This window comes from Microcoleus sp. B7-D4, assembly GCF_036705125.1.
Taxonomy (GTDB): domain Bacteria; phylum Cyanobacteriota; class Cyanobacteriia; order Cyanobacteriales; family Microcoleaceae; genus Microcoleus.
On the sequence record NZ_JAUBTT010000015.1, the window covers coordinates 46,367 to 61,513 of the forward strand.

Consider the following 15,147-nt stretch of genomic DNA (forward strand, 5'->3'; position numbering starts at 1 on the left):
TTATTTTAAAACTATTTTACAACCTCGCTTGTGTCCATTCAACGATCGCCTCAGTCAATCCGTCTAAGGTATATTCTTTGGCTTCAACGTCTAACTTACCCAATAAATTTTGGCAGCTTTTGGAAGTTTCCGGCCCGATGGATGCGATACAAACGCTTTCTAACCAATCGTTAGACAGGGACAATCCTGGGCTTTTTTCTAGGAGGTGACAAAAGTTATGCACAGTTTTGGAACTGGCAAATGTTATGATATTTACGGCTTGATTTTGGAGTGCGGATAGGGCGATCGGATCGATTGTTTCTGGACAGCAAGATTGGTAAGCTGGCACTTCTATTACTTGCGCTCCTTTGGCGGTGAATTCTTTAACTAAAACTTCTCTGCCGCCGCTTTCTACTCTGGGAAATAGGATTTTGCAGTTTGTAGGGGCGGTGCCCCCGTGCCCGCCCTGCCAGGGGAAGTTCTCGACGAGGGAATCGGCGACAAAGTTGGGGGGAATAAAGTCTGGTTGTAGAGAGTGCGATCGCAAACTTTCTGCTGTTTTTTTACCGACAACTGCGATTTTAATACCAAACAAGCTGCGGGCGTCTTTGCCTTTTGCTTGTAATCGTTGAAAAAAGCAGTCTACAGCGTTGTGGGAAGTGAGAATTAACCAGTGAAAGGTTGACAATTGTGCGATCGCACTGTCTAATGGTTCCCAAGTGGACGGCGGCCCAATTACTAAGGCGGGCATTTCGATAACGCGGGCTCCTTGTTGCTGGAGTCGATCGCTAAATTCAGCAGACTGAGAAACCGAGCGCGTCACTAAAATGGTTTTTCCTGCTAGTGGCAATTTGCTGTTATTAATGGTGACTGGTGTATCGATCATATTTGTGCTTTCTGGCTGGATTAAATATTCGCGCAATCTGACTACTTCCCCAATTACGGTCACGCAAGGCGATAGAGATTGACCGGCTGTTTGCTGTACAATGTTGGAGAGAGTGCCGAGCCAAATTTGCTGTTCGGGGCGGCCGCAATCTCGGATAATGGCGATCGGAGTTTCGGGCGATCGTCCGTGCTTTTGCAATTGCCAAATTATCTCGCTTAAATTGCGCCCTCCCATCAATATTACCAAAGTTTCTATCTGCACTAATGCTTCCCATTCCAAAGCATCCGGTTCATGGGCGCTCATCACTGCAAAACAGCGGCTCATCACCGGATCGGTGAGGGGAATTCCTGCTAGTAAAGGTGCGGCTAATGCGGAGGATATTCCGGGTATTACTTCAAACTCGCAGCCCGCTGTGATTAATGCTTGAATTTCGGAACTGGAACGACCAAAAATAAACGGATCTCCGCTTTTTAGTCGCACGACTTGTTTTCCTAGTTGGCAATGTTCTACCAGCAAGCGGTTAATTTCTTGCTGCTGGGTGGAAGGTTTGCCGCCGCGTTTCCCGACTTCGATTTTTCGACAAGTTGCTGGGATTAATTCGAGTTGCGGGATGTCGATGAGAGCATCGTAGATTAAGACTTCGGCTTGGGATAGCAGTTTGTGCGATCGCACTGTCATCAAGTTACAATCTCCGGGCCCCGCACCGACTAGATAAACTTTCCCTTTGTGGTTTTTCACAATTCCTCCTCGATCGTCTCGATAGTATAGTTTTATGAATATTGCGGTGCTTCGGCGCACCCTACCCTACCCTATAATTTAATCAGACTTTTCAAGCAGCCTGTAGGGGGAGGTTCACCCCTTCCCCTCAACGGTGCAAACAGGTTAAATAAACCCGCCCCCACCCAACGAGATGCACCCGTTACTATTTATGCAGATTATCATCATCACGGCCGCCGATGCAAATTACTTTGAATTGGTGCAAGGTACTATTTTATCGGTGCGGGAAAAACCAGAGGGTGAAAATGTGGCGATCGGCTTTTTCGATCTCGGCTGCACTCCCGAACAGTTGCAGTGGCTGGAAACACAAGTTAATATCATTCAAAAGCCCGATTGGGACTTTGACTTTCCTGGCAGAAATGAAGCTCCCGAACATTTAAAAGGACTATTAGTTAGACCTTGTTTGCGAAAATACTTTCCCAATTTTGATATATACATTTGGATTGATGCGGATGCTTGGGTTCAAGACTGGAGAGCAATTAATTTGTTGGTTGAAGGAGCATCGCGCCGGGGACTGGCAATTGTTCCCGAAGTTCACAGGGCAAGCTTGCAGCAGTACGGGCAACTGCCTCAGTTTTGGCAGTGGGTTTATCAACAATACGAAGCTAACTTTGGTGGAAAAATCGCTAATCAATTTTACAGTTATCCGATACTAAATGCCGGAGTTTTCGCCCTACGCAAAGACGCTTTGCACTGGGAAATATGGGCTGATAAACTCAATCAAGGATTGCACAAATCCGGCTGTGTCATGACAGATCAATTTGCCCTCAACCTCGCTGTTTACAGTGGCGAATTGTTCAATCTGACTGAAATGCTCCCAGCTTGGTGCAATTGGATATTCAACGGTTTTCCGGTTTGGGACAAGCAGCGAGGCTGTTTTGTGGAGCCTTACTTGCCGCAGGAGGCGATCGGTATTTTGCATTTAGCTGGCCGCCAGCAGTTTGACAGAGTACAATTGATGGCAACTGACGGCGACATACTGGAAATGAGTGTCCGTTATCAACCTAAACAACAGGAAGCAGTACAAATATTTCAAGAACCCAAAATGACTTACCAACAACCTGAACTTAGCAAAAATAATTTATTACATCCAGGGGATTATGTCTCGTCCGGGTTCCAAATAATTATACCTGACTCCTATTTCCCCAATATGATTATTGCCGATCCAAATGCGAGTAACTGGCCTTATTTGCGCCGGGAAGTTCCGCATAATTGGTATGCAGACAAGCGCTATCCATTCATCGGGTTTTTGAATCGCGACGAAGCCCACATCCTTTACAATACAGCCCTGCAATTCAAAGGTAAAAAAGCCTTAGAAATCGGCTGCTGGCTGGGTTGGTCTGCTTGTCACTTAGCCCTGGCAGGAGTTGAGTTAGATGTCGTCGATCCGCTATTAGAAAGAGAGGACATTAGACAAAGCGTAATAGACTCAATTCAAGGTGCTATAAATGCGTCGCGAGTTCAAACATCAGTCGAGCTAATACCGGGCTACAGCCCCCAAAGAGTAGAAGAATTTTCCGCTCAATTTAACCGCAAATGGTCGTTAATTTTTATTGACGGAGAACACGGAGGTGATGGGCCGTTAAATGATGCCATTGCGTGTGAAAAATTGGCCGAGGAAGATGCAATAATTTTATTTCACGATTTAACCGCTCCCGATGTTGCTAAAGGTTTAGATTACTTGAAGCAAAGGGGATGGCAAACAGTAGTATATCAAACAATGCAAATTATGGGGGCTGCTTGGCGCGGCAATGTCGAGCCAGTAAAACATCAACCCGACCCCAATATTTCCTGGCAGTTGCCAGCACATTTGCACGGTTACAATATTAGCAGTTTAGAGGCAATTAATTATCAAACAGGCAGCCAAACCCATCAAAACCAACAGTCATCTTATACAAGAGATTTTTACCAATTAATCGGAGAAGGAACTCGCAGTTCTGCTAGAGAAATTATTCCCCTGCTGTTAGACTTGCTGCAACCGATTTTACCTAAAAGTGTAGTGGATGTGGGCTGCGGTACTGGAAGTTGGTTAGCTGCGTTTCACAAGTTGGGAATTGCTGATTGTTTGGGAATAGATGGCGATTATGTCGATCGCACTATTTTACAAATTCCTTTAAATCAGTTCCAATCCGCCGATTTAAAGCAACCGCTGCAAATAAACAGAAAGTTTGACTTAGCAATTTCTCTGGAAGTTGCCGAACATTTGCCGGCTACCTGTGCCGAAAACTTTGTTAATTCTCTTACTCAACTAGCGCCGGTGATTCTGTTTTCGGCTGCGATACCATTTCAAGGCGGTGTCGAACACGTTAACGAACAGTGGCCCGAATATTGGGTTTATTACTTTCAGAAAAACGGCTATGCAGTTATTGACTGCTTGAGAAAAAAAATATGGAACAATGACAAAGTAGAGCCGTGGTACGCTCAGAATATCTTGATTTTTGTTAAACAAGAATACTTGCCGGGATATCCGAGGTTAGTAAATGAATATCAAAATACCGATCTGAATCAATTAGCGATTGTTCATCCCAAAATTTATTTTTACAGCTTGCAAACTGCTAGAAAATCGGCAGAGAATTTACAATCAGAAAGTGTCAAACAAGTTTCAGCATCGCCACAATTGGCATATCGACCTTTGGTATCTGTGATTATTCCCTGCTACAATCAATCTCATTTTTTGCTGCAAGCAGTAACTAGCGTGATTAACCAAACATACAAAAATTGGGAAATTATCATTGTCAACGACGGCAGCTTAGATACTACCAGCACAGTTGCCAAAAATTTAATAGTAGCAAATCCCCAATATCAAATTAGGCTAATAGAACAAGCTAATCAAGGGATATCAATGGCTAGAAATACTGGCATAGCGGCAGCAAACGGCGAATACATAATACCCTTAGATGCCGATGATATTTTAGCTCCAAATGCCTTGATTTGTCTTTTAGAAATATGTCTAAAATCCAAAGAACCTTGCATAGCATTTGGTTCTTATCAACTTTTTGGCGGCAATGAAAATCACGCAATACCCAGTTATGATTTATATTCACCAAAAAAGATAAAACAATCTAATATGATTTGCACATCTTCATTGTATCACAAATCAGTTTGGAATTTGGTCAAAGGTTACAAAGCAGAGATGAAAGAAGGTTATGAGGATTGGGAATTTTGGGTTAATTGTCACAAACATAGCATTCCTTTTTTGGGAACGAGAGAAATAGTTCTTAATTATCGTCAGGTTCATGGTTCTAGGAATGAAAAAGCTCAAAGTTACCATCATAAATTGGTAGCACAAATTGTTTCTTACAATCCCGAACTATACGATATTGAAAGTGTAAACAGTGCTAAAAAACTATTGGAATCAATCGCCACTTAATCTTTTTAATAAGGATTAAATTCTTTAGTACGAACAATTTTCCGAAAGTTTGTAGTCAGGACTTTAGTGTTATCTACATATCGGCAATCACATCCAAAAAACGCTTAACCTGTTTTTCCCAAGTCCAATCCAGCATGAAATTCGCCGCAGCTAAACCGCGACTTTTAGCTTGTTCCCGATTAGTATAAACTTGTTCCAAAGCCTCGACAACTTCTGCAACCTCAGACTCTCCCCAACCTTCTACACCGGAAAAAGGAGCAGTCGGTTTAACTCGTCCTTGACTCCATAAAGGATAGCAAATGTGGCTGTAAATCAAGTCTAAATGACCAGTATTTGCTGATAAAATAGTCGGAATTCCGCAGGCCATACTTTCCATTGCGACTAAATTAGTGCCGCCTTCACAGCGGTTAGTGAAAACAGCACAGTCGGCTTCTCGCAAAATTTGTCCGGTGAGGTGATTTGGAATTAAGCCGATATCGATAAAAGAGTCCACCGGCAAACCGTTAGCCACTAACCATTGGGAAATTTCTAAACTTCCGTCGCGGTTGATATTGGGAAGTCCCGCAACGTTTCCGGTTTGTTCGATTCCTAACATATACTGAGGCCAGAAGTTGTGCCATGTTGTTAGTAACAAAGCCTCTGGATGTTTGGCGCGAAATCGTTTGAAAGCGGCAATTACAATATCTTGACCTTTGCGATATTCCAATTTGCCGCCGGAGAAGATAACGAAGCGATCGCCAAATAGATTAGATTTGGGTGCAGGATGGAAAATTGTTGGGTCAATTCCTTGATGTACCATCGCCACATTAGTCAAGCCGCGGCTTCTCAAAACATCGGCATTCCAGTTGGAACCTGCGACAATCGCGCTATATTTTTTGGCTGTTTCTAGTGCTTCTGCTGTGATTCGTGTGTCTTCAAAAAATATGACTCCTATTTGACTAGCGCTGGTAATTTGATTGTCAACTCCAGAGGATGCTAAATTATTCCCCAAAGCGTAAAGTACGGGAAAATTACAACTGATTTGTTTGTCGGAATTTGCTGCTACTAATTCCTGAAAACTTTTGTGCTTTTCAATTACAGGTAACAACAGCGATTTATGCAGCGGATTCATCGATTCTGAGGTGATTGAGGGCGGTGCTAAAAGTGCAACTTCCCAGGCAGGATTTTGCCGCAGTTGTAGTGTTAAATTCATGGCGTAAATTCCCCAGCCGCTGGTGATGCTGAGGGGCCAACTAATGCCGATTCCGGTAATTTGTGGGGGAGTTTCTGGGGGTTGAATTTGAGGCGGAGTTTCTGGGGGTTGAAGCCGAGGCGGAGCCTCTGAATATGCGTTACCAGGCAGAGCCTGGTAACGAGTAGATTGTAGGGGCGGTGCCCCCGTGCCCGCCCTCTCTAGCAAGGCTGCTTTTATACGATCGCAAACTCCATCCCAATCACCCGCTTTTTGCTGGCGAAACAGACGCACAGTGGGATACCAAGGGCTATCTTCGCGTTCCAGCATCCAGCGCCAATCGGGAACAAAAGACAGCAAAATCCAGACGGGTTTGCCCAAAGCACCGGCCAAGTGCCCGACAGAAGTATCTACGCAAATTACTAAATCGAGTTGCGAAATAATTGCTGCTGTGTCGGCAAAATCGACGCAATGTTCGCTCAAATCTTCAATTTGGTGTTGCTTTAATAAAGTGCGTGAAGCGCAGCTATCCTGTAGGGAATCGCCCGCTGACAAATCTTTCTGAAGACTGTAAAAACTCACTCCCGGAACATCTACAAATTTCACAAAATCGCTCAATTTACACGATCGCTGATGATTGTTGCGGTGCAGCGGGCCGCCCGCCCACACAAGACCTACTTTTAGTTTATTGTTCGGCTCTAGGAAAAATTTAAAATCCTGTGGCGGGGCTAAATAAGGAATATTTGCCGGTATATTTTCCAAAGTCGTTCCCAGAATTCTGGGCAAACTTAGCAGGGGGGCTTGCACTTGAAAATCTATCAAATCGCTCGGCTTGACTCCTACTCGATCGACTCCTGCAATTCCTTCAAATAAACGCTTCAGCAAGACATGACAAGCAACAATAACTTGGCCGCCTTTTTGCTTAACTAAAGGCGCGTAGCGGATAAACTGTATCGTATCGCCAAAACCCTGCTCAGGGTGCAATAAAATTGTTTTTCCCTGCAAATCAGAGCCGTCCCAAAGCGGTTGCTCAAAAGAGCGCCGATCCAATTCTTCAGTTTGCCAGCGCGATTCGTACTCCGCAAAACCACGCTCAAAATTTCCAGTTAAGAGCAAAGCGAAGGCTAGTCTCAAGCGCCAATTTGGCGAGTTGGGACGTAGTTGAATTGCTTTATTGTAGAAGTCGATCGCCTCTGCGACTTGTCCCTGTTCTTCGAGGGCGGCACCCAAGTATAAGTTAGTTTCAGCCTGGTTGGGATTGATTCTTAGCGATTTTTGGTAATGAGCAATAGCCTCGGCTATTTGCCCGTTTTCCTGTTTGATATCACCTAAACAACTGTGGGCTTCTGCGTGGCTGGGTGAGGCAGCAATTACTTGTTCGTAGCGATCGGCTGCTTCGGCTTTTTTACCTTGTTTTTGTAAAGCATTTGCTATGTGAAATTGTACCTGTGCGGGCGATAAAGAAAATCGAGGCGAAGCTTCGGTATCTCCGTTACCAGGCACAGCTTGGAAACGAGTAGATTGTAGGGGCGGTGCCCCCGTGCCCGCCCTCTCTAGCAAGGCTATTTTTATGCGATCGCAAACTCCCACCCAATCGCCCGGTGTTTGCTGCCGAAACAGCCGCGCTGTCGGATACCAAGGGCTATCCTCGCGTTCCAACATCCACCGCCAATCCGGCATAAAACACAGCAAAATCCATACCGGTTTATCCAAAGCACCAGCTAAGTGCGCGATAGCAGTATCCACGCAAATTACTAAATCTAGCTGCGATATCACCGCCGCAGTATCGGCAAAATCGTTCAAATTGTCGCTCAGATCTATCACGGGAATTTGAGTTAACAAAGTACGATCGCCAGCCGACATTTCTTTCTGAAGACTGTAAAAACTTACACCGGGAACATCTAAGAATTGCAGGAAATAGCTTAAATCGCTCGATCGCTGAAAATCCTTCAAATGTTCCGCACTTCCCGCCCACGCAATCCCAACTTTAAACTTGCCATCGGAATTTAGAGAAAATTGCCAATTCGGTGGCGCAGCTAAATAAGGAACATTTGCCGGTATATTTTCTAAATTTGTTCCGAGAATATACGGCAAACTCATCAGCGGTGCTTGCAGTTGGAAATCCGGCAATTCATCCATCCGAATCACCACTTGTTCAATCCCAGGAATCTGCTTAAATAAACGCTTCACTTCTTGATAGCAAGAAAGGATTACTTTGCCGCCTTTTTGCTGCACAATTGCCGCGTATCGCACAAATTGAATGGCATCGCCCAAACCTTGTTCGGATCGGAGCAAAATAGTTTGGCCGTTCAAATCTGAACCGTCCCAAACTGGTTGGTCAAAATTCAACCGTGGTAATTTTTTTGCCTGTTCTGTTTGCCAGCGCCACTCGTATTCTGCTAAACCGCGCGGCAAATCCCCAGTCAACAGCAAGACTAAGCTTAAATTGAAGTGAGCCTTAACACAATTTGCATCAATTTCAAGAGCTTTAGTGTAACAAAAAATTGCTCGATTCACGTCTCCTAATTGTTCAACAGCACTGCCTAAATTAGTAAAAGCTTCTATATAATTAGGATTCAAAGATATGGCTCGTTCCAAGCTAGAAATTGCCTGTTCTATTTTTCCCGCAGCCAAGCATAACGTTCCCAGGTGATAGTGTCCTTTAGGATTGTGCGGTTCTGCTTCAATTGCACGCTCGTAAAGGCGTTCAGCCTCGGCTAGCTGAGATTGTGTTTGCATCGCCGCACCCAAATTTACCAGCGCTGGCGCATAATTGGAATTGACAGAAAGTGCTTGATGAAAACAGGCGATCGCCGTCGGCAACTCGCCCTGCTGCTGGAGTGTCGCGCCGAGATTGTTGAGAGCTTTGACGTAAATGGGATTCAGGGCGATCGCCTTTTGAAAACAAGATACAGCATCGGGTATATTGCCTCGATCTTGCAGCAAAATACCCAAGTTATTGTGCGCTTGAGCGCAGTTCGGATCGATTGCGATCGCGCGCTGATAATAGGCGGCAGCTTCGGCTAAATCGCCTGTTTGGTGCAGCGTCACTGCCAAATTCGTGGCGGCTTCGATCGAATTCGGCTGCCAAACTAAAGCATTTTTAAAACAAGCGATCGCCTCGGAGAATCTACCTTGCGCTTTCAGAACATTTCCGCAATTGAACTGTTCTTGAGCTAAGTCAACATTGGACTGAGCTTCTATTCGTGGTTGAGCTTCCTGATGCTGAGAAATTATTTCTCTCAGCGCCAAAGCAGCCCGCTCTAAAACTCCTTCCCAATCCCCCGCAGTAGACTGGCGAAACAGCCGCGCCGTCGGATACCAAGGACTATCTTCGCGTTGCAACATCCACCGCCAATCCGGCACAAAACACAGCAAAATCCACACGGGTTTGCCCAAAGCACCAGCCAAGTGCGCCACAGAAGTATCTACAGAAATCACTAAATCCAGAGCCGATATTACAGCCGCAGTATAGGCCATATCTTGCAAATTAGAGCTTAAATCTGTTACGGGCATTTGCTCTAACAAAGCGCGATCGTCTGCTGTCATTTCCTTTTGCAAGCTGTAAAATTCTGCTCCCGGAATATCTAACAGTTGGGACAACAAATTTAGCGGTAACGATCGCACTTTATTTTGGGAATGTTGAGCATTTCCCGACCACACAATCCCTATTTTCAAATTAGCAGTTTGGCGAATAGTACATTCCAAACCGGGCGGCGGAGCTAAATAAGGAACTTTGGCGGGTATACTTTCTAAAGTTGTTCCCAGAAGGTGCGGCAAACTCATTAGATGCGCGCGAACTTGAAAATTTCGCGCATCCTCTGGATTAACTATTAACTCATCGATTCCCGCAACTTGTGCAAACAAGCGGTGCAACTGCGGCAAACACCAAACAATTACCCTACCGCCTTTTTGTTTAACTAAATCTGCGTAGCGGATAAACTGAATTGCATCGCCTAAACCCTGTTCCGGGCAAAGCAAAATAGTTTTTCCTTGCAAATCTTTGCCGTCCCAAACCGGCTGTTGAAAACTGTAGTCCGGGTACTCTTTTTGTGGAACCAGCAGTCGCCATTCGTACTCGGAAAAACCGCGCTGAAAATCTCCCGCCAGCAGCAAAGCTAAACCTAAATTTAGGTGAGATTCGGGGCTAGCGACATTGAATTTAACTGCTTGGCTGTAGTAGGTGACAGCATCCGCAAATTGTCCGCGATTGTGCAAAGCACTTGCCAAACTGTAGAGGGGATTGATATAACCGGGTTTGAGTTCGATCGCCCGACGGTAAAAATCGATCGCCTCTGCCATGTTTCCCGCTTCCTCAAAAGCTTTGCCCAGATTGTTCAAAGCTTCTGGAAAGTCGGGTTTCAGGCTCAAAGCTTGCTGATAGCAGGCGATCGCATCTTCAATTTTGCCCTGTTTCTGCAGGACAATTCCCAGATTGCAGCGAGCCTGTGCACTGGCTGGCAATTTCTGAATCGCTTGCTGGCAAAAAGCTAGAGCCTCATCTAACTTATCTTGGTTAGACAGCCAACTCCCCAAAGCGAGATCGATTTCTGCCAAATGCGGTTGCAGCGCCAGAGCTCGATCGTAGTATGCGATCGCATCTGAAATTTTGCCCTGTCGGATCGAGGCGTATGCTAAATGCTGCAAAGCCTCCACATCATTGGGAGCGATCGCGATCGCCCGTTCGTAATTCGCGATCGCCCGTTCGTAATTTGCGCCCGCTTCCGCTTCCTCCCCTTGCTCCTCCAAAGCAATTCCCAAATTCAAATAAGCCACCGCGCAATTAGGATTGACTTGAATCGCTTGCTCATAGCAGCTTATAGCCTCCGCCACATCCCCTTGCTCTTCCCGCAACAGGCCCAAATTAATCAGCGCTTCCGCGCAATTCGGGTTCAAAGACAGCGCCCGCTCATATTCTGCGATCGCCTCTGCAGTCTCCCCTGCTTCCGCGAGCGCGCTGCCCAAATTGCTTGCAGTTTCCGCCAAATTCCCGTCGATTGCTAGGGCTTGTCGGTAGTGCGCGATCGCCTCTGTTAGCCGGCCGCTTTGCTGTTTGACAACGCCTAAATTGCTGTGCGCGGCTGCGTAATTAGGATCGATCGCGATCGCTCGCTCATAACATTTGATGGCACCGCCAAAATCGGCTTGCTGCTGCAAATCCACGCCCAACCGAAACTCTGCATCCGCTGAATCCGACGGCACAAATGCTGCAGCAACCGCGCCTAGAGCTTCCGCCACCCGATCAAAAACGTCCTCCCAGTCGCCCCGCTGATGCTGGCGAAACAGCCTTGCGCTTGGATACCAAGGACTATCTTCGCGCTCCAACAGCCACCGCCAATCCGGCGAAAACGCCAGCAAAATCCACACTGGTTTGCCCAAAGCGCCCGCCAAATGGGCGACAGCGGTATCGACACTAATGACTAAATCCAGTTTGGCGATCGCAGCAGCAGTATCGGCAAAATCGCCAAAATGCGGGCTCAAATCTACGATCGACGTTTGATTCAACAGCGCGCGATCGGCCTCGGAAACCTCTTTCTGCAAGCTGTAAAAACTTACCCCCGAAACGTCCAAAAGCGGCAGAAACTGACTTAAACTGCAAGAACGCTGCTTGTTTTTGCGGTGTTTTGGATTTCCCGCCCAGACAATGCCAACTTTCAAAGTGCGATCGGGCCCAAGCGTAAATTCAGCACCCGCAGGCGGAGATAAATAAGCAGTATTTGCTGGTATTGTTTCCAGCTTTGTACCGATAATATAGGGCAAACTCAACATCGGCGCTTGCACGTCAAATTCCGGCAGTTGCTCCCCTTTAACTATTAGCAAATCAATGCCGTCAACCGTTGCAAATAAACGGTGCAATTGCGGGTAACAGCCCACAATGACCCTACCGCCTTTATTTTTGACGATCGCAGCGTAGCGAATAAACTGAAGCGAATCGCCTAAACCTTGTTCGGCGTGCAGCAAAATAGTCTTTCCCACCAAATCAGAACCGTCCCATAGCGGCCGGTATTCTCTCGCCGAAACAGTATTATCCGGCCCCGTCAAAAAACAGGAATGACCAGTGTGAAATTCTTTAATTTGCCAGCGCCACTCGTATTCAGCGAGACCATTTTCCAAATCTCCCACCAACAGCAAAGCCAAGGATAAATTCAGGTGAGCGCTAGCATGATTCGGACTTAAATGAATCGCTCGTCTGTAGCAGGATATGGCATTTTCTACCGCGCCTTTTTCCAGAAACGTCCTGCCTAAATTGTTGATAGCTTCCACAAAATCCGGCAGCAATTCTAGAGCTTTGTGATAATACTCCAACGCATCTTCTAAATTGCCCTGTTCTTGCAAAACAGTTGCCAGATTGTTGTAAGCTTCCCAGCTATGCGGATTAATTTCCAGCGCTCGCCGGTACAGCTCGATCGCCCTGAAAAGTTCGCCTTTTTCTTGCAGCGCCACCGCTAAATTAATCAGTGCGGGTACGAAATTCGGTTCAGCGACAAGAGCTTGTTCGTAATGTGCGATCGCCTCTTCCGCTTTACCTTGTTCCTCAAAAATCTTTGCCAAGTTGTAAGATGTTTGAGGAATATTGGGATTAAGCGCTAAAGCTTCTCGGTAATGCGACATAGCTGCGTCCAATTCGCCCTTTTCTTGCTTGAGAAAACCAAAATTAATCCGCGCTTGGACGCAACTTGGGTCAAGAGATATAATCTGTTCGTAAATGGCGATCGCCTCTTCCCGATCTCCTGTTTCCATCAAATGCTCTGCTTGCCGCAATAAATCCTCTAAAACAACCAAATTCTCCCCGCCGTTTTCGATCGCAATCGATGTCTCAATCCCCTGCGATTGATTAACTGTGGAGCGTTCCGCTAACCCTTCGCTCGCAATCACAAATGTTTGTTTACTCTCTTGAACTACGCTTGCACCTGTCATTTTGAGAGCTACATAATCGAGATCCGGCGTAGGATTAGCAGTCATTCCGAGTGAAACTAAGTCAAGCTGATCGTGGGCAGAATCCTCGGAATAACTAGCAGTATTGGCAATCGCAAAAGAACTTAAAGCCACCTGCACTTCCTCAAACAATTCTTGCCAACTTTCCGGCTGACTTTGACGGAAAAGCCTCGCAGTTGGATACCAAGGATTGTCTTCACGATCCAGCAGCCAACGCCAGTCAGGAGCAAAAGAAAGCAGCACCCAAACCGGTTTTCCTAAAGCACCGGCTAAGTGCGCCACAGCCGTATCGACAGTAATGACTAAATCCAGTTGAGATATAGCCGAAGCGGTATCAGCAAAGTCGTTCAAATGCGGAGTTAAATCCGGCACTAAGTGTTGATGCAACAAAGTGCGATCGCTCTCGGACAAGTTTTTTTGTAAACTATAAAAAGCAATTCCCGGAACATCCAAAAATCGAATAAAATCGCTCAAGCTGCAAGAACGCTGATTGTCTTTCCGGCGCTGCGGACTCCCCGCCCAAACAATCCCTACCTTCAATTTTGCATCAGAAGAAAGCGCAAACTTGCACTCAGCAGGCGGAGCTAAATAAGGAACATTTGCTGGTATTGTTTCCAGAGTTGTCCCCACAATTCGCGGCAAACTCATCAGAGGTGCGTGAACGTCAAATTCTGGCAAACCCTCCAGACTAACTGATAAATATTCAATACCAGCAACTGTCGCAAACAACCGCATCAGTTCTGGATAGCAAGCCACCATAACTTTAGCGCCTCGGCTCCGAAGAATCGGCGCGTAGCGAATAAACTGAATAGAATCGCCGAAGCCTTGCTCGACGTGCAGTAAAATAGTTTTTCCCTGCAAATCCGAACCATCCCAAACCGGCTGTTTAAATTGCCTCGGTTGTAGTTGCGGAGTGCGCCACCGCCACTCGTATTCAGCAAAACCGCGCTGAAAGTCTCCGAACAATAGCAAAGTTAAGGCGAATTCCAGGTGGGCGGTGGCGTTGTCTGGCTGCAATTCCAAGGCTCGACTGTGACAAGAAAAAGCTTCTTGAAATTCTCCTAAATCGACCAAAGCGTGTCCTAGATTGTTAATAGCCTCCACGAAGTCTGGCTTTAAGTTTAATGCTTGTCTGTAGTAGAATATGGCGGCTTTTACATTACCTTGTTCGTGGTAAAATGCTCCTACATTGTTGTGAGCTTCGGGATTGTTTGGTTCTAGTTTTACAGCTTGCTGGTAGCAGTTGAAAGCTTCGTCTAATTTACTTTGCTGCTGCAAAACTGTTCCCAAGCCCATCAGGGAATATGTCAAATTTGGATTAATTTTTAAAGCGTGCCGATAACAGGCGATTGCCTCGTTTAATTGATTTTTTTGTTTATATAAATGTCCTAAATTGTGGGCTGTTTCCGGCAGGTTGGGGTCGAGTTGCAGCGCGGTTTGGTAATATAAAATTGCCGAGTCTATTTCGCATAATTGCTGTTTTGCCCAGCCCAAATTATTGTAAGCGAGTGCGGAATTGGGCTGGATTTTGATGACTTGTTCGTAACTGGCGATCGCCCTTTGATACTCGCCTACATCCAGTAAAAGATTAGCTTTATTTAAATGTGCTTCTACAAAATTGGGGTTTTGGGCGATCGCCTTTTCGTAAAAGTCGATCGCCTCTGCAATTTTTCCCTGCTGTCTCGCCGCTATTCCCAACAAACACAGCACGTTTGCTGATTCCGGCTGTACTTCTATGATTTGCCGGTACAAATTCTCAGCTTCTAACAAACGTCCCGCTTGGTGATGTTCCCAAGCTATTTTCAAACAGTCTTCTGCACCCAATTTGCCAGCAGATTTTAGAGATTTTTTTTGAGAAGCCATAGTTGTCTTGGTTGTTTGGGAGTTCGCTAACTTGTAATTGCCAACTTCTTCTAATTTGTTAACTCTTCCTTCCTTTTTCCTTCCCCCTTCCTTCTTCCTTCTTCCCCCTTCCCCATTCCTTCTTCCTTCTTCCGACTTCCATCGGACTGACATCCGTTACATCCG

The 15,147-nt window shown here is 45.9% G+C and carries 3 protein-coding genes; 1 reads left to right on the forward strand and 2 read right to left on the reverse strand.

Translation table 11 applies throughout. From position 1 onward, the window contains the following. Nucleotides 1–16 precede the first annotated feature (16 nt). On the reverse strand, nt 17–1,603 hold the full coding sequence (cobA, locus tag QUB12_RS08410) for a uroporphyrinogen-III C-methyltransferase (protein WP_333306356.1): 1,587 nt from the start codon (nt 1,601–1,603) through the stop codon (nt 17–19). A 190-nt stretch (nt 1,604–1,793) separates the two neighbouring features. Between cobA and QUB12_RS08415 the strand changes: the two genes are divergently transcribed. Beyond that, nucleotides 1,794–5,012, forward strand: a complete 3,219-nt coding sequence (locus tag QUB12_RS08415; protein ID WP_333306359.1) for a glycosyltransferase — start codon at nt 1,794–1,796, stop codon at nt 5,010–5,012. 73 nt (nt 5,013–5,085) lie between these two features. Here the strand turns inward: QUB12_RS08415 and QUB12_RS08420 are convergent, their stop codons facing one another. Further along, nucleotides 5,086–15,135, reverse strand: a complete 10,050-nt coding sequence (locus QUB12_RS08420) for a tetratricopeptide repeat protein (protein ID WP_333306361.1) — start codon at nt 15,133–15,135, stop codon at nt 5,086–5,088. Nucleotides 15,136–15,147 lie beyond the last annotated feature (12 nt).

Bases quoted from the DNA above. Each gene is read 5' to 3' on its own strand.
- QUB12_RS08415 (WP_333306359.1), top strand. From the start codon at position 1,794: ATGCAGATTATCATCATCACGGCCGCCGATGCAAATTACTTTGAATTG.
- QUB12_RS08420 (WP_333306361.1), bottom strand. From the start codon at position 15,135: ATGTCAGTCCGATGGAAGTCGGAAGAAGGAAGAAGGAATGGGGAAGGG.